General features: G+C 63.3%; 17 protein-coding genes. 7 read left to right on the top strand and 10 right to left on the bottom strand.

The window, feature by feature from the left end; all coding sequences use genetic code 11:
- The first annotated feature begins 3 nt into the window (after positions 1-3).
- The 4 genes from sigI to B586_RS19400 all read left to right on the top strand — a co-directional run bounded on the left by sigI (position 4) and on the right by B586_RS19400 (position 8,006).
- Positions 4-969: an RNA polymerase sigma factor SigI gene (gene sigI, locus B586_RS19415; RefSeq protein WP_054879081.1), complete on the top strand. Its 966-nt coding sequence runs from the start codon at positions 4-6 to the stop codon at positions 967-969.
- A gap of 31 nt (positions 970-1,000) precedes the next feature.
- Positions 1,001-1,252 (top strand): SRPBCC family protein, encoded by a 252-nt coding sequence (locus B586_RS19410; RefSeq protein ID WP_236971335.1) that lies wholly within the window; start codon positions 1,001-1,003, stop codon positions 1,250-1,252.
- A 693-nt stretch (positions 1,253-1,945) separates the two neighbouring features.
- Positions 1,946-6,538 carry a glutamate synthase large subunit gene (gene gltB, locus B586_RS19405; RefSeq protein WP_054879082.1) on the top strand — a complete coding sequence of 1,531 codons (4,593 nt, stop codon included), beginning with the start codon at positions 1,946-1,948 and terminating at the stop codon, positions 6,536-6,538.
- Positions 6,531-8,006, top strand: coding sequence for a glutamate synthase subunit beta (locus B586_RS19400; RefSeq protein ID WP_054879083.1), 1,476 nt, complete (start codon positions 6,531-6,533; stop codon positions 8,004-8,006). The genes gltB and B586_RS19400 overlap by 8 nt, the downstream gene beginning before the upstream one ends.
- Positions 8,007-8,400: 394 nt before the next feature.
- Here the strand turns inward: B586_RS19400 and B586_RS19395 are convergent, their stop codons facing one another.
- Positions 8,401-9,258 (bottom strand): LLM class F420-dependent oxidoreductase, encoded by an 858-nt coding sequence (locus tag B586_RS19395; RefSeq protein ID WP_054879084.1) that lies wholly within the window; start codon positions 9,256-9,258, stop codon positions 8,401-8,403.
- Positions 9,259-9,308: 50 nt separating this feature from the next.
- Between B586_RS19395 and B586_RS19390 the strand changes: the two genes are divergently transcribed.
- Positions 9,309-10,319 carry a PHP domain-containing protein gene (locus B586_RS19390; protein ID WP_054879085.1) on the top strand — a complete coding sequence of 337 codons (1,011 nt, stop codon included), beginning with the start codon at positions 9,309-9,311 and terminating at the stop codon, positions 10,317-10,319.
- A gap of 61 nt (positions 10,320-10,380) precedes the next feature.
- On the opposite strand, the gene B586_RS19385 is transcribed toward B586_RS19390, so the two are convergent.
- Positions 10,381-11,025: a TetR/AcrR family transcriptional regulator gene (locus tag B586_RS19385; RefSeq protein WP_047316837.1), complete on the bottom strand. Its 645-nt coding sequence runs from the start codon at positions 11,023-11,025 to the stop codon at positions 10,381-10,383.
- Between the two features lie 77 nt (positions 11,026-11,102).
- Here B586_RS19385 and B586_RS19380 point away from each other — a divergent pair, with 77 nt between their 5' ends.
- Complete coding sequence (locus B586_RS19380) at positions 11,103-12,578, top strand: flavin-containing monooxygenase (RefSeq protein WP_054879086.1); 1,476 nt, start codon at positions 11,103-11,105, stop codon at positions 12,576-12,578.
- Between the two features lie 135 nt (positions 12,579-12,713).
- Here the strand turns inward: B586_RS19380 and rraA are convergent, their stop codons facing one another.
- From rraA to B586_RS19340, 8 genes are all read right to left on the bottom strand, one after another.
- Positions 12,714-13,187, bottom strand: a complete 474-nt coding sequence (gene rraA / locus B586_RS19375) for a ribonuclease E activity regulator RraA (protein ID WP_054880802.1) — start codon at positions 13,185-13,187, stop codon at positions 12,714-12,716.
- Positions 13,188-13,214: 27 nt separating this feature from the next.
- A complete protein-coding gene (locus B586_RS22495) occupies positions 13,215-13,625 on the bottom strand; it encodes an Rv3852 family protein (protein WP_047316835.1) in 411 nt (136 codons plus the stop codon).
- 101 nt (positions 13,626-13,726) lie between these two features.
- Complete coding sequence (locus tag B586_RS22345) at positions 13,727-14,122, bottom strand: hypothetical protein (RefSeq protein WP_052915754.1); 396 nt, start codon at positions 14,120-14,122, stop codon at positions 13,727-13,729.
- Positions 14,123-14,182: 60 nt separating this feature from the next.
- On the bottom strand, positions 14,183-14,839 hold the full coding sequence (locus B586_RS19360; RefSeq protein ID WP_047316834.1) for a DUF6474 family protein: 657 nt from the start codon (positions 14,837-14,839) through the stop codon (positions 14,183-14,185).
- A 183-nt stretch (positions 14,840-15,022) separates the two neighbouring features.
- On the bottom strand, positions 15,023-15,421 hold the full coding sequence (locus B586_RS19355) for a secretion protein EspR (protein WP_047316842.1): 399 nt from the start codon (positions 15,419-15,421) through the stop codon (positions 15,023-15,025).
- Between the two features lie 412 nt (positions 15,422-15,833).
- Positions 15,834-16,589 carry a TMEM165/GDT1 family protein gene (locus tag B586_RS19350; protein ID WP_054879087.1) on the bottom strand — a complete coding sequence of 252 codons (756 nt, stop codon included), beginning with the start codon at positions 16,587-16,589 and terminating at the stop codon, positions 15,834-15,836.
- A 251-nt stretch (positions 16,590-16,840) separates the two neighbouring features.
- Complete coding sequence (locus tag B586_RS19345) at positions 16,841-17,374, bottom strand: hypothetical protein (RefSeq protein WP_047316832.1); 534 nt, start codon at positions 17,372-17,374, stop codon at positions 16,841-16,843.
- A 210-nt stretch (positions 17,375-17,584) separates the two neighbouring features.
- Positions 17,585-18,208 carry a superoxide dismutase gene (locus B586_RS19340; RefSeq protein WP_047314768.1) on the bottom strand — a complete coding sequence of 208 codons (624 nt, stop codon included), beginning with the start codon at positions 18,206-18,208 and terminating at the stop codon, positions 17,585-17,587.
- A gap of 802 nt (positions 18,209-19,010) precedes the next feature.
- Between B586_RS19340 and B586_RS19335 the strand changes: the two genes are divergently transcribed.
- Entirely contained in the window at positions 19,011-20,057 is a 1,047-nt protein-coding gene (locus tag B586_RS19335) for a DUF4328 domain-containing protein (protein ID WP_054879088.1), read from the top strand.
- Positions 20,058-20,060: the final 3 nt, after the last annotated feature.

The raw sequence follows: 20,060 nt of genomic DNA, 5'->3' as shown, positions 1-20,060 counted from the left end.
TTCATGGACCAATCGCAGGCACGTAGTGACCAAATCGGTGATGCTTGGCGCCGTCATCGTCCGTATCTGGTCAATCTCGGCTACCAAATGCTCGGTGATGTGGGTGGCGCGGAAGATGTTGCGCAAGAGGCCTTTCTGCGGCTCGCGCGGGTTGACCCGAACGAGATAGACGATATCCGCGGCTGGCTGACGGTGGTCACGAGCCGACTGTGTCTCGATCAGGTGCGCTCGGCGCGAACCCGCTATGAACGCCCGGGAGATTTCGGCCAGGAGGCCATGTTTGACGACTTGCGGTCACTGGACCCAGCCGACCAGGTCACGCTCGACGACGAGATTCGCACCGCGCTACTAGAAGTCCTACGCAGGCTCAGTCCCGCTGAACGAGTGGCCTTCGTGCTGCACGACGTGTTTGGGGTCCCGTTCGACAGCATCGCCGAAACCGTGGGCCGCCCCGTTGGGACCTGCCGCCAGCTGGCCCGGCGCGCGCGGGCCAAGTTCACTGAGGCACAGCCGAAGGCGCAACCGAAGCCGAGCGAGGTGGCCTCTGCCGAGCATCAGCTCGTCACCGAGAAGTTCATCACCGCATGCGCCAACGGCGATCTCGCGGCGTTGACCGCTGTCTTGGATCCGACGGTCTGGGGAGTGGGCACAGTTCTCGCGGACCCGGCACCGCCTCCGCAGGTTAACCACGGGCCGCATGCCGTGGCTACCAACCTGCTGCGCTATCTGGGGCCAGGAGTGACACTGGTCAACAGCCCGGTCGGGCTGGGGGCACGCCCCCGCGAGCGGGATGTACCCCTACCCGCTTGCGGGGGACCGGCGATGCTGGCCTTCGCGGAGCGGCGGCTGTTCGCTGTCATTGTGCTGACGGTCCGCGACTACCTCGTCTGCAAGATCGAGGCGACCGCCGACCCGGCAGCGCGGGCCGCGGCGGTCCCGGAGACTCGTGGGGGGCTCGCCCACGGTTAATGCGAAGATGCCGGTGCCGCGGTGAACGGAGGTGACGCATGCGCTTGCGCTGCGTGCTGCAAGAAAACGTGCACGCGCCCCCGCTCAGGTGTGGCAGTTGTTGGTTGATGTGGCGGGCTGGCCGGCCTGGACGGAGTTGATGCGTGAGATAAAGCGCCTGGAAGACGGTCCATTGACGGTGGGCAGCCGATCTCGCGTGATTCAGCCGAAGGGTCGATCGATGGTGTGGACGGTCACCGAACTCGAGCCGCTGCGGGTGTTCACTTTGGTTCCTGATCGATAAGCCCCACCGACCAGCCACCAACGCCGGATGCGCAACCAGTGTCTGTCCAGTATCGTTCACCGGCCGGTTCGCTGCGCGATGGTGCGCCACTAAAGCCGCCTTAGCAGCCGCCTTTAGACTCTTATTAGTATTGTGCAAACTCAGCGGCGGCGCACCGGGGCGCCGCCGCAACTTCTTCGCCATGTCTTGCGCGCGGGTGTGGGTGATTCCGGTGGCATTTCTGCCACGCTTTATCCCGGGTTGGCCCGCCGGCGTGGTGGAGGTCTGGGACCTCGACGGTCGTGGTGGCGGACGCTCAATCGGAGTCTCAGCAAACTTGTTTAAGCGGATGATGTGGCCAGCGGTCGGGCGCGATTCGGGCGGCCACGGGCAGATCGCCGGCCGCTGCGCGGCATGTCGCAATGGGGTTGATCGCCTGTCGCGACGAATTTACGCTGCCGTCCGTCGGCAGGTTAGTATTAGGAAAGTTGGCATGTCAGGCGGTTTTTGTCATATCGTTTTACGACTTGTCGAGACCGGTCACAGGGCCACCGTTCAGCGTTGCACGGACGGATAGCCAATCGGATTATCTCCGCCTGACGGGCAGCCTATCGACAAGGCGGAAGGAGTCGGGCCCGCAACTTCCGGGCGGGGCTCCGTCGGAGCCGCTGATGAGGGCCGCGCAGAACGTTCTGGTGAAGGGTTAGGTAGGGAATGACGGCCAAGCGCTCGGGCTCCCAAGGGCTGTATAACCCCGCGTTCGAGCACGATTCGTGCGGAGTAGCCATGGTCGTCGACATGCATGGCCGCCGTACCCGCGACATTGTGGACAAGGCGATCACCGCGCTGCTCAACCTTGAACATCGTGGTGCGCAGGGCGCCGAGCCGCGCAGTGGTGACGGCGCAGGCATCCTTATTCAGGTCCCGGACGCATTCCTGCGGGCGGTCGTGGATTTTGAGCTGCCCGCCACGGGCAGCTACGCCACCGGCATCGCGTTTTTGCCGCAGTCATCCAAAGACGCCGCGGCTGCCTGCGCCGCGGTGGAGAAGATCGCAGAGGCTGAGGGGCTGCATGTCCTGGGCTGGCGAAATGTGCCCACCGACGATTCGTCGCTAGGTGCGTTATCCCGCGATGCGATGCCCACCTTCCGGCAGGTGTTCATGGCGGGGGCCACCGGCCTGACGCTAGAACGCCGCGCCTACGTGATCCGCAAACGTGCCGAGCACGAACTCGGCACCAAAGGCCCCGGCCAGGACGGGCCGGGCCGCGAAACCGTCTACTTCCCAAGTCTGTCGAGCCAGACGTTCGTCTACAAGGGCATGCTCACCACCCCGCAGCTCAAGGCGTTCTACCTGGACCTGCAAGATGAGCGGCTGACCAGTGCACTGGGCATCGTGCACTCCCGGTTCTCCACCAATACCTTCCCGTCCTGGCCGCTCGCGCATCCTTTCCGGCGCATCGCCCACAACGGTGAGATCAACACCGTCACGGGCAACGAGAACTGGATGCGGGCCCGTGAGGCGTTGATGAAGACCGACATCTTCGGGTCGAAAGCTGACATGGAGAAGCTGTTCCCGATCTGCACCCCAGGCGCCTCCGATACTGCGCGCTTTGATGAGGCGCTCGAGCTGCTGCACCTGGGCGGGCGCAGCCTGGCCCACGCGGTGCTGATGATGATCCCCGAGGCTTGGGAACGCCACGCGTCGATGGACCCCGCGCGACGGGCGTTTTACCAGTACCACGCCTCGTTGATGGAGCCATGGGACGGCCCGGCCTCGATGACATTCACCGACGGCGTTGTGGTGGGCGCCGTGCTCGACCGCAACGGTTTGCGCCCGTCGCGGATCTGGATCACCGACGACGGCTTGGTGGTGATGGCTTCGGAGGCCGGCGTGTTGGATCTGGACCCGTCGAGGGTGGTCCGCCGGATGCGGCTGCAGCCGGGCCGGATGTTTCTGGTGGACACCGCGCAGGGCCGCATCGTCTCTGACGAGGAGATCAAGGCGGAGCTGGCGGCCGAGCACCCTTACCAGGAATGGCTCGACAAGTGGCTGGTCCCGATCGAGAAGTTGCCGGCGGGAAAATCCATGCGGATGCCTCATGATCGACTTGTCATGCGGCAGTTGGCTTTTGGCTATACCTACGAAGAACTCAACCTGCTGGTGGCTCCGATGGTCCGCACCGGCGCCGAGCCGATCGGATCGATGGGCACCGATACCCCGGTGGCCGTGCTGTCGCAGCGTCCGCGGATGCTTTACGACTACTTCCACCAGCTGTTCGCTCAGGTGACCAACCCGCCGTTGGACGCCATTCGCGAGGAGGTGGTGACCAGCCTGCAGGGCACCACGGGCGGAGAGCGTGACCTGCTCTCCCCGGACGAGTACTCGTGCCACCAGATCGTGCTACAACAGCCGATTCTGCGGAACTATGAGCTGGCCAAGCTGATCCATCTCGACCCCGCCGCCTTGGTCAATGGGCGTCCGCACGGCATGCGGTCCAAGGTGATTCGCTGTCTGTACCCGGTTGCTGAGGGCGGTGCCGGGCTGGCCGCTGCCCTGGAGGAGGTACGCGCGCAGGCCTCAGCGGCCATCGCCGACGGTGCACGGATGATCATCTTGTCCGACCGCGATTCCAGCGAAGAGATGGCGCCGATACCGTCGCTGCTCGCTGTTGCGGGGGTGCACCACCATTTGGTGCGTGACCGCACCCGCACCCATGTGGGTCTAGTGGTGGAATCCGGTGACGCCCGCGAGGTCCACCACATGGCAGCGTTGATCGGCTTCGGCGCGGCGGCGGTCAACCCCTACCTGGTGTTCGAGTCGATCGAGGATATGCTCGACAGGGGTGTCATCGATGGGATAGACCGCAAGACGGCGTTGAACAACTACATCAAGGCCGCTGGCAAAGGTGTGCTGAAAGTAATGTCCAAGATGGGCATTTCGACACTGGCCTCCTACACTGGTGCGCAACTGTTCCAGGCGGTCGGCATCTGTCAGGACGTGCTGGACGAATACTTCAGCGGGCTGAGCTGCCCAACCGGTGGAATCACCCTCGAGGACATCGCTGCTGACGTCGCAGTCCGCCACCGGCTGGCCTACCTGGACCGGCCGGACGAACGCGCGCATCGCGAACTCGAAGTCGGCGGGGAATACCAGTGGCGCCGGGAAGGCGAATACCACCTGTTCAACCCGGAGACTGTCTTTAAGCTGCAGCACGCCACGCGCAGCGGGCAGTACAAGATCTTCAAGGAGTACACCCGCCTCGTTGATGACCAGAGCGAGCGGATGGCTTCGCTGCGTGGACTACTCAAATTCCGCGCGGGTGTGCGCCCCCCGATTCCGCTGGATGAAGTCGAGCCCGCCAGTGAAATCGTTAAACGCTTCTCGACGGGGGCGATGAGCTACGGCTCGATTTCCGCTGAGGCGCACGAGACCCTTGCCATTGCAATGAACCGCCTGGGCGGCCGATCAAACAGCGGTGAAGGCGGCGAGGACGGCAACCGATTTGAGCCCGATCCCAACGGGGATTGGCGACGTAGCGCTATCAAACAGGTCGCCTCTGCGCGGTTCGGGGTGACCTCGCACTACTTGACGAACTGCACCGACATCCAGATCAAGATGGCGCAAGGCGCGAAACCCGGTGAAGGGGGCCAACTTCCCGGGCACAAGGTGTACCCGTGGGTTGCTAAGGTCCGGCACTCCACCCCCGGTGTCGGCCTGATCTCACCCCCACCGCACCACGACATTTACTCCATCGAAGATCTGGCGCAGCTGATCCACGATCTGAAAAACGCGAACCCGTCGGCGAGGGTGCACGTCAAGCTCGTCTCCGAGAACGGGGTGGGCACGGTGGCTGCGGGGGTATCCAAGGCGCACGCTGACGTGGTCCTGATCTCGGGGCACGACGGCGGTACCGGAGCGACCCCGCTGACATCGATGAAACACGCGGGTGCGCCATGGGAGCTAGGACTGGCCGAGACCCAACAGACATTGCTGCTCAACGGATTACGCGACCGAATCGTGGTCCAGGTAGACGGTCAACTCAAGACAGGTCGCGACGTGATGATCGCGGCGCTGCTCGGCGCCGAGGAATTCGGCTTCGCCACGGCCCCACTGGTGGTCGCTGGCTGCATCATGATGCGGGTATGCCACCTAGACACCTGCCCGGTTGGCGTGGCCACTCAGAATCCGGTGTTGCGCGAGCGGTTCACCGGCAAGCCGGAGTTCGTCGAGAACTTCTTCATGTTCATCGCCGAAGAAGTCCGGGAATACATGGCGCAGCTAGGCTTCCGCACGTTCAATGAGGCGGTCGGCCAGGTGGGCGCGCTGGATGCGACGCTGGCGCGGGCGCATTGGAAGGCGCACAGGCTCGATCTGACACCGGTGTTGCACGAGCCGGAGTCGGCGTTCATGAACCAGGACCTGTACTGCAGCTCGCGCCAGGACCATGGTCTGGACAAGGCGCTCGATCAGCAGTTGATCGTGATGAGCAGGGAAGCGCTGGATTCCGGCAAGCCGGTTAGGTTCTCCACGACCATCGGCAACGTCAACCGCACGGTAGGCACCATGCTCGGCCATGAGCTAACGAAAGCTTATGGTGACCAAGGCCTTCCGGACGGAACCATCGACATCACATTCGAGGGATCCGCGGGCAACAGCTTTGGCGCCTTCGTGCCCAAAGGGATTACGTTGCGTGTCTATGGCGATGCCAACGACTATGTCGGCAAGGGCCTATCCGGTGGCCGAATTGTGGTGCGGCCGTCTGACAATGCGCCGTCGGACTACGTTGCCGAGGACAACATCATCGGCGGCAACGTGATTCTGTTCGGTGCCACCAGTGGGGAAGTTTACTTGCGCGGGGTGGTCGGCGAGCGGTTCGCGGTTCGCAACTCCGGGGCCCATGCGGTGGTCGAGGGCGTTGGTGATCACGGTTGTGAATACATGACCGGCGGCAAGGCGGTCATTCTTGGCCACACCGGCCGTAACTTCGCGGCCGGCATGTCCGGCGGTGCGGCTTATGTCTACGACCCCGACGGCGAACTACCGGCCAACTTGAACTTCGAAATGGTCGAACTCGAGACCCTTGACTCCGATGACGCGGACTGGCTGCATGGCACCATCCAGGCGCATGTCGACGCTACTGATTCCGCTGTCGGCCAGCGGATCCTGACCAACTGGTCCGAGCAGCAACGACACTTCGTCAAGGTGATGCCGAAGGACTACAAGCGGGTGTTGCAGGCGATCGCGTTAGCCGAACGCGACGGTGTGGATGTCGACAAGGCGATCATGGCGGCGGCACATGGCTGATCCGACTGGCTTTTTGAAATACACGCAGCGAAAATTGCCGAAGCGACGGCCCGTCCCGCTACGGCTGCGCGATTGGAACGAGGTCTACGAGGACTTCGATAAAGAGACCTTGCGGCATCAGGCGACCCGTTGCATGGACTGCGGTATTCCGTTCTGTCACAACGGGTGTCCGCTGGGCAACTTGATCCCGGAATGGAACGACTTGGTGCGTCGGGGCCGTTGGCGCGACGCGATTGAACGGCTACACGCCACAAACAACTTTCCCGACTTCACCGGCCGGCTATGTCCGGCGCCGTGCGAGCCGGCGTGTGTGCTCGGCATCAATCAGGATCCGGTGACGATCAAGCAGATCGAGCTGGAGATCATCGACAAGGCCTTCGACGAAGGGTGGGTGCAACCACTGCCGCCACAGCAGCTGACCGGTAAGACGGTCGCCGTGGTGGGTTCGGGGCCAGCTGGACTTGCTGCTGCCCAACAACTCACCCGTGCGGGTCATCGCGTGACGGTCTTTGAACGCGACGACCGCATCGGTGGGCTGCTGCGGTACGGAATCCCGGAATTCAAGATGGAAAAGCGCCACCTCGACCGGCGGCTAGACCAGATGCGGGCTGAGGGCACCGAATTTCGGCCCGGCGTCAACGTCGGAGTTGACATCACCGCCGAGCAGCTGTGTGCTGATTTCGATGCGGTGGTGTTGGCCGGCGGTGCGACCGCCTGGCGCGAGCTGTCCATCCCGGGACGCGAGTTGGACGGCGTCCACCAGGCGATGGAGTTCCTGCCGTGGGCCAACCGGGTAGCAGCGGGGGACCTGGACGACACTGTCCTCGGCGACGACGGGGAGCCGCCGATCACCGCCAAGGGCAAGAAGGTGGTCATCATCGGCGGCGGCGACACCGGGGCGGACTGCTTGGGCACGGTGCACCGGCAAGGTGCGATCAAGGTGCATCAGTTCGAGATCATGCCGCGTCCGCCGGATACCCGCGCCGCATCCACGCCGTGGCCAACTTACCCACTGGTGTACCGGGTATCGGCGGCGCACGAAGAGGGCGGCGAGCGAGTGTTCTCGGTTAACACCGAGGAGTTCGTCGGCAAGGACGGGCGGGTGTGCGCGCTCAAGGCTCATGAAGTGACCATGCAAGACGGCAAGTTCGTCAAGGTTGAGAACTCCGATTTCGAGCTCGAGGCCGATCTGGTGTTGCTCGCGATGGGATTCGTTGGCCCGGAAAAGCCGGGCCTGCTCACCGACCTCGGGGTGAAGTTCACCGACCGCGGCAACGTCGCCCGCGGCGCCGACTTCGATACTTCGGTTCCCGGCGTCTTCGTTGCGGGCGACATGGGACGCGGCCAGTCGTTGATCGTTTGGGCGATAGCCGAGGGCCGGGCTGCCGCGGCGGGCGTCGACCGGTTTTTGATGGGCGCAACCGCGTTGCCGGCACCCGTCAAGCCGACGGCCGCACCGCTTCAGTAGCCACATCAGTCACACGAGAAACAGGCGTATAATCTCTCGGCGGGTCTTCCGCCGTTTGCCAGATAACGGGTGTCTAATCGTCTATTGTGGGCTTCGTCACACAATAGGTCACGGTGGAGTCCGCCTGAACGGACCGATCGCAGGAGTGATCACTGTGCATATCAAACCAGTACCTCGGTCACGGGTGGGGCGAATTGCCTGGTCATGGCTTCGTCACCCGGTGAAGAGTCGTGAGTTTCCGGCCAAACACGAGCGTCTGGTAACCGCTGAAGAGCTACAGCTCCTCGGCGTATGACCATCCGCGTGCTGCCCCTGCACGTGTACAAAATGTTTGCTCAGCTTTATCGAGTTGTTATCTGGGCGATACCACCGCGGATCGCATCGCTATGGGCGACTACGGTGCGGGTCGCCACAGCCCCGAATCGCGGATCGCCTCTGCCAGCGGTTCCAAGATGGCGGGGTCGTGCGGCGGGGCGATGTAGACGATGCCGAGGTCCAGACCTTCGGCCGCCAGCGCGGCCGCGCTCTCGACGATCTGCCCGTAGTTGCGTTCTGGTTCCAGTCGAAGGTGGGCTGACAACGTGATCTCTTTCGGGTCACGTCCGATGTCTGCGCAGTGGGCGGCCAGTACGTCTCGCTTGTGCGCGAACACCTCGGGTGGGCCGCCGACAAAGTTCCAGTGCTGGGCATAGCGCGCGGTGATCCGCAAGGTGCGTTTCTCTCCGCTGCCGCCGATGCAGATTGGTGGGTGCGGGCGCTGCGGGCCTTTGGGCTCGTTGCGGGCCGCGTTGAGCTGGTAGTACTTGCCGTCGAAGTTGGTTTCTTCTTGGCTCAGCAGGCTGGTCAATACCTGGCAAGCTTCCTCGAACCGGTCGAAGCGGTCCTTGATGGTGCCCAACTCGATGCCGTATGCGTCGGATTCCTGTTCGTTCCAGCCGGCGCCGATCCCCAGCTCGAGTCGTCCGTTGGAAATGACGTCTAGCGCGGCGGCCATATTGGCCAGCACTGCGGGGTGGCGGTAATGAATTCCAGTGACCAGTGTGCCCAGGCGCAGCCGAGTGGTGGCCTGCGCGAGCGCGGTCAGCGTGGTCCAGCCCTCCAGGCACGGCCCATCGCTGTCGGTGAAGATCGGATAGAAGTGGTCGAAGGTCCACCCGGACTCGAATACTTCGATGTCGTCTGCTGCCCGCCAGACGGCCAGCATCTGGGCCCAGGTGGTGTGTTGCGGCGAGGTCTTAAAGGCGAAGCGCATGTGTCCGACGGTAGTCGTCGACATCGCGTATTGGACGGCACACTGATGTTATGGATCCGGTAATCGCACTGCGGCAGATTGCCTACTACAAGGACCGGAGCCGCCACGACCCCAGACGCGTGATGGCCTATCGCAACGCCGCCGACATCGTCGAGCGCCTTGACGACGCCGCACGCGAGCGTCACGGCCAGGCCAACAGCTGGCAGACGCTGCCGGGCATCGGACCCAAGACCGCGAAGGTCATCGCCCAAGCCTGGGCCGGCCGCGAACCCGACCTTTTGATCGAATTGCGTTCTACTGCAGACGACCTCGGTGGTGGTGATATCCGGGTTGCGTTGCGTGGGGATTTGCATCTGCATTCGAACTGGTCGGACGGGTCGGCACCGATCGAGGAGATGTTGGCCACCGCGTCAGCGCTGGGCCATGAGTACTGTGCGTTGACCGACCACTCGCCGCGGCTCACCGTCGCCAACGGGTTGTCGGCGGAGCGGTTGCGTAGACAGCTCGACGTAATCGACGGTCTGCGTGACAAGTTCGCGCCGATGCAGATTCTCGCCGGCATCGAGGTCGACATCCTCGACGACGGCAGCCTAGACCAGGAACCTGAGCTGCTGGAGCGCCTCGATGTCGTGGTGGCCAGCGTGCATTCGAAGCTGTCCATGGAATCGGCCTCGATGACCCGCCGCATGGTGCGCGCCGTCTGCAACGGCCACGTCGACGTGCTGGGACACTGCACCGGCCGACTGGTCGCTGGTGACCGCGGTATCCGGCCCGAATCGAAGTTCGACGCCGAGGCGGTATTCACCGCATGCCGTGATCACGGCACCGCGGTGGAAATCAACTCCCGTCCCGAGCGTCGCGACCCGCCCACCCGGCTGCTGAAGTTGGCGCTGGACATCGGATGCGTGTTCAGCATCGATACTGATGCGCACGCGCCCGGACAGCTGGATTTCCTTGGTTATGGCGCCCAGCGCGCGGTGGATATGGGCGTTCCCGCCGACCGGATCGTCAACACCTGGCCGGCTGAGCGGCTGCTGGAGTGGACGGGATCAGTCGGGTAGATGCGGCATCTCGAGAAAGTCACCCGAGGCCAGCCGGCTATCGTGGTGTGACGGATGGCTGCTAGCGGGCTTCGCCGTAGATACTGCAGACCCAGATGTGCACCAGGGTGTCGAGCACCCGGGACTCCGGGACGTAAGGCTGTTCGGCGGTGAACGAGGCAAACAGCGCCCGCTCGTTCATCAGGTTGAGCGCGGTGGCCAATTCCGTGGCGGGCAGGGTGTCTGGCGCCGCGCCGCGTTCGCGTTCGGCCTCGATCACGGCGGCGGTGTAGGCGATCCATTTCTGCATGAACGTCGACCACAATTCCCGGACCTCGGCATTGTCTCTGGCGACTTGGCCCGCGCGGGTCACTGCCTTGTGGGACCCGAAGGTTTCGAAGAACACGTTGATCCCGGTGCGCCACCTATTGTCGCGTTCGGCATCTGGATTCTCGATGAGGGTTTCGAGGGCAGCGTCCGCCTCGTTGAACACCCGGTCCAGCAGTGTCAGCAGCACAGCTTCCTTGGAAGCGAAATAGAAGTAGAACGTCGGCCGCGAGATCCCGGCGCCTTTGGCCAAATCATCGACCGAGATGTCGGTCAGCGGTCGGTCCTTGAGAAGTTGCTCAGCGGTGGCGAGGATCGCCAGTTCACGGTCGTCGCCGGACGGGCGTGTGCTGCGCCGACCCCGGCTCTGCGAAGTCTGGCCGGCAGTGGATGTGGTCACGACAGGTAGCTTACTCTAAGTCGAGAATCTCGACGTAATGTTGACGACTTCGACGCAGCGTTGATAGCCTGGCTGTCATGACTGAGATCGAGTACCTGGATGTCGTCATCGTGGGCGCCGGTATCTCCGGCGTGAGCGCGGCCTGGCACCTGCAGGATCGGTGTCCGACCAAGAGCTATGCCATCCTGGAAAAGCGCGACGCCATGGGCGGCACCTGGGACTTGTTTCGGTACCCCGGCATTCGTTCCGACTCCGACATGTACACGCTGGGTTTCCGCTTTCGCCCCTGGACTGAGTGCCAAGCGATTGCCGACGGCAAGCCCATCCTCGAATACGTCAAGAGCACCGCGGCCATGCACGGCATCGACCAGCACATCCGGCTTAACCACAAAGTCACCAGCGCCGACTGGTCGAGCGTGGAGAACCGCTGGACCGTGCAGGTTGAAAGCAACGGCACGCCAAGCACGATCTCCTGTTCATTCCTGTTTTTGTGCAGCGGTTACTACAACTACGAGCAGGGCTATGCGCCGACCTTCCGTGGCTCGGAGGACTTCACTGGCCCGATCATCCATCCGCAGCACTGGCCGGAGGATCTCGATTACGCCGACAAGAACATCGTCGTGATCGGAAGCGGCGCCACTGCAGTCACTTTGGTTCCGGCGCTTGCGAATTCGGGCGCTAAGCACGTCACAATGCTGCAGCGCTCACCCACCTACATCGTCTCTCAACCGGCCAAAGACAAGATTGCCGCCAGGCTCAATCGGTGGCTACCCGACCAGTACGCGTACACCGCGGCCCGCTGGAAGAACATCCTGCGGCAATCGGCGCTGTACGGGGCCTGTCAGAAATGGCCGCAGCGGATGCGAAACATCCTGTTGGGCTACGTGGCGCGCCAGCTTCCCGAGGGCTATGACGTGCAGAAGCACTTCGGTCCGCACTACAACCCGTGGGAGCAGCGGCTGTGCTTGGTACCTAACGGTGACTTGTTCCGAGCCATTCGCAAGGGGAAGGCCGATGTGGTCACCGATACCATTGACCGGTTTACCCCGACCGGCATCCGGCTCAAGTCGGGGATCGAGTTGCCGGCTGACATCATCATCACCGCAACCGGATTGAACCTGCAGCTGTTTGGTGGCGCAACCGCAACCGTCGACGGACAGCCGGTGGATCTCACCAAGACGATGGCGTACAAGGGCATGATGCTGTCGGGCTTGCCCAATATGGCTTATACGGTGGGATACACCAATGCGTCGTGGACGCTGAAGGCAGACCTGGTGTCGGAATTCGTCTGTCGGCTGTTAAATTACATGGACGCCAACGGTTTTGACACCGTGGTGGTCGAGCATCCGGGTTCCGACGTCGAAGAGCGGCCGTTCATGGATTTCACTCCCGGTTACGTGCTGCGCTCACTCGACGAGTTGCCCAAGCAAGGCTCCCGCACGCCGTGGCGGTTAAACCAGAACTACCTGCGTGACATCCGCCTGATCCGGCGCGGCAAGATCGCCGACGAAGGTCTCCGGTTCACGAAAAAGCCTGCCCCCGTTGCGGTGTAGTGGCGATCGCGAGTGCGGTGGAGCCGGATGAAGCGGGTCGCCACCATGTGGTGTAGTGGCGATCGCGAGTGCGGTGGAGCCGGATGAAGCGGGTCGCCACCATCCAGCCGTAGTAGCGGAGCGGGGTCACTACAGCTAGACGACGACAATGCCGTCGTCGTCGCTGTAGGCGACTTCTCCCGGCACAAACGTCACACCACCCAGGCTGACTTCGACGTCGCGTTCCCCGGCGCCGGTCTTGGTGCTCTTGCGAGGGTTGGTGCCCAGCGCTTTGATGCCGATGTCGATGCCGCGCAGCGTGGCCGCGTCTCGCACCGCGCCATTGACGACCAGGCCGGCCCAACCGTTGGAGCGGGCCAATTCGGCGATCACGTCACCGACCAAGGCGGTGTGCAGGGAACCAGCGCCGTCGATCACCAGCACCCCGCCCGCACCCGGCTGGGAGAGCACCGATTTGAGTAACGCATTGTCCTGGAAACAACGGACGGTACTGATCGGGCCGGCGAACTCCGAGCGGCCGCCGAACTGGCGGAACTGAAGGTCGCAGCTGCGCACGTCGGCCCCGATGCTGTCGACGAGGTCGGCGGTTGGCCGAAATGACACGGTCACTTCTGACATGCTGGTCTGTGGTAGCGGTCAGCGACGTCGCAGTTGGCGGATCAGCAGCAGGGCCAGCAGGCAGAGCGCCAGCGCGATCACCAGGGGCACCGGCGAATTGCTCGCTTCCGGCCTCTCGGCGCCGTTGGCGACTGGGTTGCTGGCGCCCTCTACGGCTGACTTCGCTTGTGCCGCAGCGTTCTTAGCAGCATCAAGTTGCCCGTTGGTTTCGATCCGCTGTTGCAGACCGAGCGGCTGGTCGGCCGCCTGCGGTGGCGTGGGGCCAGGGCCTTTAGGTGGCGCTTTTTTGGCGGGTGCCTTTTTGGCCGGCGCTTTTTTCGCGGGTGCCTTTTGGGCAGGCGGTTTAGCGGCCTTGGCGGGTGCTTTCTTGGCCGGCGGTGTCGACGTTCCGTCGGGTTCGCTGTTAGGTGGATCTTGCGGGTCTGCCATGCGGCCGCTCCTCTACAGCTTTCTCGTCACATATCAAGGTCGCAGAATGCTCGGGTCCCATCATGCCAGCAAATGCTCGGGCGTATCGGCTATCAGGCCCGTCACGGCCTGCGCCGCACCGCCCACAGTGCCCCTGCAGCGACGAGCGCCACGGTCACCACCCCAAACACCCAGTCCGGGATATCGCTGCCAGCATCGGTTGCCGCGGCTGTGGGTCCGGGTGTGCCGGTGCCGGGTGTCGTCCGTCGAAATGACCACGACCCGGAAACCACCGGGCCATCGGCGGATCTCACCCGGTAGTGCGCCGGGCAACTGCTGGTCGGCCCCTGCGGTCGCACACTGACGCTGGTGACCACGCCCGGCACGGTCGGCTCGCCGGTAGACCGCACGTTGCCATCGGGCCTGACGACCGTCATCTGGGCAATCAGGGACGTGGTCAACGCCAGGGCGGCCAGCAACAGGCCGACCCACGTCGTGATACGTACCAAGGGGGACATGTCAGGTCGCTGCTTCCCGGGTCGAGCGCGTTATGGACCGGCGGTCAGCTGTGGCCGCGGTCAGGTCAACCCCAGCCGTGCCATCAGGTCCGCCTCGATGCCGTCGAGTTGCGATGAGATCGCGGAGTGCGCCGCCCGGCGACGCGTGGCCGGCATATTCTCCGCGGCGGCGACAGCCGCCGAAAGATCAGTGAGCCGTTCGGTGATCGCGGAGACGAACTGCTTGGTCTCGGCGTCTTTCGGTTTTTTCTCTTGCACCACCAGCAACGATTGCTCGGACCCGGCGATGCGCGCCGACAGCCGCGCGCCGGGTCCGGAGAACTGGCCGATCTGAGCTAGCGGAATGCCGAGCTGATCCGCCCGACGCTGGTCGATCAGCGCGCGGGCGGCCATGGCTGCGCGGTATATCAACGGCGTCAGGATCGGGGCCAGCAGCCGAGACACCGTCAGCACCCGGCGGATTCGAGTCGGCGATAGCAACGTGCCCTCCTTGGCGGCCTTGAGCTCTGTCTCGGCGACTTTTAGCGCCGCGCGGTCGCTGTCCCGCTGGGCTTTCAGTTGGGCCTTGAGGGCCTTGTCGGTAGCGCGCTGGGCGTTCCTCAGACGGCGAGCCTCGTTTTTGGCGGCCAGCCGGGCCTCAAGTTTGGCGCGGGCCTTGATCGCACGGGCTTCGGCGCGACGCGTCGCGCGACTCTTTCGCTTGCGGAACAGGCCCATTCCCGCACCGCCTCTCGGTATCTCGTGGACTATCGCTGTGCGTGTGCGCGAGCGGTCAGCCAACCCTAATCGGAATGAGCCGACGGCAGATCGCCAGGTCGCGCTGGAACGCAGGACAGCACGCAACGACAGCCCGGTCGGTGAGCTCCCGGGGGTGAGCGCCGCGCCGTCCGCTCAGCTGACCTAAACGTCAAGATGCTCGGCGCGCCGTAGCTCGTCGACCCGATCCACGATGTCCTGCTGGGCTTGAGCGGACAACCCGACGGTCCGCATCGCGATCCGGCGCACGCCTTCGTCGCGCATGGTGGTCAGCCACGCCAATTCTTGGTCGAGTTTTTCGTAGTACTCGTCGTCGGTGAAATAGGCCGATTTGATGCGGAAGAAGTTGGCCAGGGCGGCCATCGTTGCTGACGACGGGTTCGTGCGGTTGCCGGAGCGTAGCTGTGACAGGTAAGGAGCCGACATGGTGATGCCTTCCGCCTTGAGCGCCGCGATTACCTCGGCGGAGGTGTGCGGCCCGCGCCCGGGTGGATACACCGTGTCGAACAGGCGGTTTAGGCGGGCAGCGAATGTCGTGCTCATCGATATGACCTCCACCGAGCTGAAAGAACGACCGGTCGTCAATAAGTATTTGCTGATCATGGTAGCTACAGTTCTGTTCCCAACCAAGTGCAAACCTAAATGGATTCCATAATGGTGTTTCAAGTGGGCAGCGACACAACCCCTGCAGAGCATGCAACTGAGACGCTGAGATGTCCACAAGGTGAACAGAATTCACAGGTTATCCGCAGAAATGACCTCGAGAACTTGCGCGGTAGTTACTCTCCCTCTTGATCGGTGCGGGCTGCGGGCAGACCGTGGGGAGCGAATATACTTGACACCCGGCAATCAACAGCCAACAAGAGTTTGCTAAGAATTGCCTTTGCTGCCTGGCCTCAGCCAGTCGGCTTCGAACTGGCTGGAGATGGGCTTAGCAGACCTGGCCACCGCTGCGTTACTCCCGGCGGGGACGGTCAGACGCGGCAGGGAGATTGGCTGGGGTGCCGACGGCATCGCTGATGGCGCCCCGTGGTCGCCCAGCGATTGCTGCCCTTGTTCGGCGCCGACGCAGAGTTTGCGACGTCCCCACAATTGCCGCCGCCAGCGCCACCGCCGCGGTCACGCCGATCGCCACCGGCCGCCATCCCAGCGCGCTGTCCAGCAGCATCCACAAGCCGAACAATAGGAACAGCAGGCTCGCCAGCACGTGCAGCAACTGCTCGGGCAGCCGCTGGTGCAGCAGTATCCCCACACCGATCGCCAGGCCGTCAGCCATAACCATGCCTACGGTGGTGCCGATCCACACGCCGGCCCAGTTGTGGTCGCTGGCCAATGTCACCGTCGCCAACGTCGTCTTGTCGCTCATCTCGGCGAGCACGAATGACGACACCACGGTGAGCAGCGCGAATCGCGGTTCTCGGGTAGTCAACACGCCGCCTTGGTTGGCTGCGCCCTCCCGCCAGGCCCACACCGCAAAAACAAAGAAAGCGGCCGCAGACAAAAAGGCCATCGGGCGTGCCGGCAGCGTTGCGCCCAGGAAATGGCCGATCGACACCGATACCCCGTGCACCATGAACGCGGCGATCGCCACCCCGGTCAACACCACCCACCATCGGTAGCGCAGCGCGTAGGTCAGGGCGATCAGCTGAGATCTGTCACCGAGTTCGGCAAGAAAGACCACCCCGAGACTGAGTAGCGTGGCGGCGAGCATGGAAAACGACCTTTCGACGCGTCGTCGACAACCATTCAGTCATCGAACATCGGTCGAAGGTCTCGCCCACCGGATTTGACCGGTTCGCCGGCCGGGCTGTCTGCCAGTATGTCGACTCGACGATTCGGGGCTACTCCCCTTCGCTAACGCCCTCAGGCTAGCGGCCAAATCCGGTGGGCGCTAGCAAGGCGATGAAGTTCGGGCACCCGTATTCCGTGATTCGGTGCCCGAACCATTTCGTTTGAATTTCCTTATGCGGCAAGCAACATTGCCAGAATCGCGGTGTCGGGATGGCTGATCGGATCGACGCCGACGCGGCTCACCATCGAGGTGATGGTGCCGTCGGCTTCTGCCTCCACCCAAGCCGCCCGGTGCTCCAATCCCAGATACGGCAAGCCCGGCAGCAGTACGCATCCCGACGCTGCCCCCGTGCATTCCGGCAATGACGGCATCGTTTCTGAGGGCGGATGCAGCATCAGCAATGCGGGCGGCTGGTGCTCTGCGAAATATCCTGGCTGGATCGCTGATTCGCCAAAGACTGTGCCCTCGGCCAGCACCAGGCCGACGGTGCCCGGTTCGGGTTCGTCAGGCAACTCTTCGCGGGCACCAAAGACAGTTGTGGTGGACAGCAGTCCCGGTAATGACGCGACCCGTACCGCGACCATCAACAGCTGCGCCCACTCTTTCGTCGAATCAGGCCAACGCCCTGAGATCACAAACCCTTTCAGGGCACCACGCGAATGGAAGGGGGCAACCCCTATAGGCAGATCTGACCCTGTTTCCATCTTGCCCTCCGCCGGACCTTCTCAATCCTCCGTCCGAGTAACCACACTGGTTCGAGTAATTCAGCATGCCTTCGGTTTCGGCGGCGTGCAACTCGACACTGCCACCGTGCTCGCGTTTACCAAGTATCCGAATTAAACGGTGGATAAAAGCAAGGGCGCCGCGCGGTTCGCGCGACGCCCCTGCTGGGGTGAAGCCCCGGATAGATTGAGTCAGCCGAATATCAACCCCTGTGTCTTAGACGTTGCGGCCGCGTAACGCGACTGCACATCCGCCCAGTTGACGACATTCCAGAACGCCTTGACGTAATCCGCCTTGACGTTCTTGTACTGCAGGTAGAAAGCGTGTTCCCACATGTCGACCTGCAACAGGGGAATGATGCCGAGTGGGACATTGGCCTGTTGGTCATACAGCTGGAACGTCAGCAGCTTGCCGCCGAGCGTGTCGTAGCCCAGTACCGCCCAACCCGACCCCTGCAGGCCATTGGCGGCTGCGCTGAATTGAGCGCGGAATTTGTCGAACGACCCAAACGTCTCATCAATGGCCGCGGCTAGCTCGCCAGTCGGTTTGTCGCCACCGTTGGGAGAGAGGTTCTTCCACCAAATGGAGTGGTTGACGTGGCCACCCAGATGAAAGGCCAGGTTCTTCTCGTTCAGGAAGATCGCGGAGTGATCGTCTTTGGCGCGTGCCTCGTCAAGTTTGGCAAGCGCGTCGTTGACCCCTTTGACGTAGGCGGCGTGGTGCTTGGTGTGGTGGATCTCATTGATCTGACCAGAGATATGTGGTTCCAGCGCTGCGTAGTCCCAGTCCAAATCGGGCAGGGTGTATTCAGCCACGGCGTTCCTTCCTTTGATGGTCGTTGGTGATGATCGTTGGTGATCGTCTGACGCTCACTCGCACGGTTGGGCCGCGCGGCGACCTAGCGTAGTCAACCCTGCTCCATGACCGCGCGCGCCGCAAGAACGACCGCTATGGGTAGATACTTCGGATACCGGGTGGGGCCGAATTCAAGACAAAACGATGAGGGCGAGGACCGCCAGCAGTGCCAGTGCAATGAGCCCGGCTCGTAGTGCGGCGACGCTGTAGGAGTGGTTCCAAGCAGGCGAGCCAGAATACGAATTCGACGGGGCCGTCGAACCCGGACCGAACGAAGATGTGGCCATCAAGCGCCCTTCACCAGCACACTCACCGCTGCGCAGTGAGATGAGTCACAACCAACTGTGGTGATCGCGATCATAATGCCTTCGGGGCGGCTTGAAAAACCAGACCGGAAATCCATCCACCGCGAGGCAGTTGAGCTGCGGATTCTCGGTGGACCCGGCGCGGTCGGCGGCCATGCGATGGTGCCGTGTTGGGCGTATCGCCGGGTCATCGGGGGAGTGTCGGCGGGCGGTTAGGGCGGCAAGTCATTTCGCTTCATTTCGCTCGAGTATCGGCTGGGCTGTTAATCGGCATGGTCCCGCGACGGTCGTGTTATCCACAGCTGAAGCGCAGCATGCCGGTGAGAGCGTGTTTAGTGGCGCGGCCCGTTGTGGATAGCCTGTGGAAACTGTGGATGACCGTAGCCAACTGAGGCTGGGGTGGGTCGTGCGCTCCTCAACGGGCGTGGCCCGCATCGATTCCCATTAGGCTGGTCCGGTGATCCAGGTGTGCTCCCAGTGCGGCACTCGGTGGAACGTTCGCGAACGGCGACGCGAATGGTGTCCTCGTTGTCGTGGAGCCCTGATGGCGCCTCAGGTGGAGCTGCCGGCGGCCGCGCCGCGGTGGAGTGCGCAAAGTGGGCTGCCGGCAGGTCATCCGCCGGGGGCTCCCGGGTGGCAGCGCACCGCGCCGCGCCTGCCGCCGGGCTTCCGGTGGATAGCGGTGCGCCCCGGCGCGGCACCGCCGGACCGACGCCGGCAACGGCACTTCGGCCCGACCCCGCGGTACGCCGTGATGCCGCGTTGGGGCCTCGCGGATCGCGTCGACCAGGTCCCCACCTCGGTGCAAGCACCCGTGAAACCGGGGCCGTCGTCAGCGACGGTGCGCACTACCCTGTTCGTGGGTGTGCTGGTGTTTGCCATTGCGGCATTGGTGTACGTCGTGCGGTATGTGCTGCTGGTCATCAACCGGAACACGTTGCTGAACTCCTGGGTGGCGGCCGCCGCGGGCTGGCTTGGGGTGGCCGCCAGTTTGGCCGCGATCGCCGCGGCGCTGGCGTGTGTTGTGGTGTTGAGTCGGTGGCTGATCGCGCGGCGGGCCGCCGCATCTGCACATCACGCCGTACCGGAACAGCGTTCTGCCTGGGAGTTGCGGGCGGGGTGTCTGCTGCCGCTGGCCAATCTGCTGTGGGCTCCGGTGTACGTCATCGAACTGGCCCTGATGGAAAATCACTACCCGCGGCTCCAGAAGCCGATCGTCGTGTGGTGGATCGTGTGGGTTTTCAGCTACGCGATTTCGGTCGTCGCTATCGTTACCAGCTGGGCCAAGGATGCTCAGGGCATCGCCAACAACACCGTCGCGATGGTGTTTGCGTATCTGTTTGCTGCAGCCTCGGTGGCCGCCGTTGCCCGGGTCTTTGAAGGGTTCGAGCGCAAACCGGTCAAACGGCCCGCACATCGCTGGGTGGTGGTAAGCCCAGATCGCCCTGTCGTGCGCGCATCGGCAGACCCAGTTGAGTTGGAGGGGCAGGAACCGGCAGCATAGTGG

It is taken from the genome of Mycobacterium haemophilum DSM 44634 (assembly GCF_000340435.2).
In the GTDB taxonomy this organism is placed as follows: Bacteria; Actinomycetota; Actinomycetes; order Mycobacteriales; family Mycobacteriaceae; genus Mycobacterium; species Mycobacterium haemophilum.
Note: the sequence above shows the minus strand (reverse complement) of the source record. Positions and strands in the feature narration are given on the sequence as shown.

Coding starts and splice junctions, on each gene's coding strand:
- sigI (WP_054879081.1), top strand. CDS start 4: ATGGACCAATCGCAGGCACGTAGTGACCAAATCGGTGATGCTTGGCGC.
- gltB (WP_054879082.1), top strand. CDS start 1,946: ATGACGGCCAAGCGCTCGGGCTCCCAAGGGCTGTATAACCCCGCGTTC.
- B586_RS19400 (WP_054879083.1), top strand. CDS start 6,531: ATGGCTGATCCGACTGGCTTTTTGAAATACACGCAGCGAAAATTGCCG.
- B586_RS19395 (WP_054879084.1), bottom strand. CDS start 9,258: ATGCGCTTCGCCTTTAAGACCTCGCCGCAACACACCACCTGGGCCCAG.
- B586_RS19390 (WP_054879085.1), top strand. CDS start 9,309: ATGGATCCGGTAATCGCACTGCGGCAGATTGCCTACTACAAGGACCGG.
- B586_RS19380 (WP_054879086.1), top strand. CDS start 11,103: ATGACTGAGATCGAGTACCTGGATGTCGTCATCGTGGGCGCCGGTATC.
- B586_RS22495 (WP_047316835.1), bottom strand. CDS start 13,625: ATGGCAGACCCGCAAGATCCACCTAACAGCGAACCCGACGGAACGTCG.
- B586_RS22345 (WP_052915754.1), bottom strand. CDS start 14,122: ATGTCCCCCTTGGTACGTATCACGACGTGGGTCGGCCTGTTGCTGGCC.
- B586_RS19360 (WP_047316834.1), bottom strand. CDS start 14,839: ATGGGCCTGTTCCGCAAGCGAAAGAGTCGCGCGACGCGTCGCGCCGAA.
- B586_RS19355 (WP_047316842.1), bottom strand. CDS start 15,421: ATGAGCACGACATTCGCTGCCCGCCTAAACCGCCTGTTCGACACGGTG.
- B586_RS19350 (WP_054879087.1), bottom strand. CDS start 16,589: ATGCTCGCCGCCACGCTACTCAGTCTCGGGGTGGTCTTTCTTGCCGAA.
- B586_RS19345 (WP_047316832.1), bottom strand. CDS start 17,374: ATGGAAACAGGGTCAGATCTGCCTATAGGGGTTGCCCCCTTCCATTCG.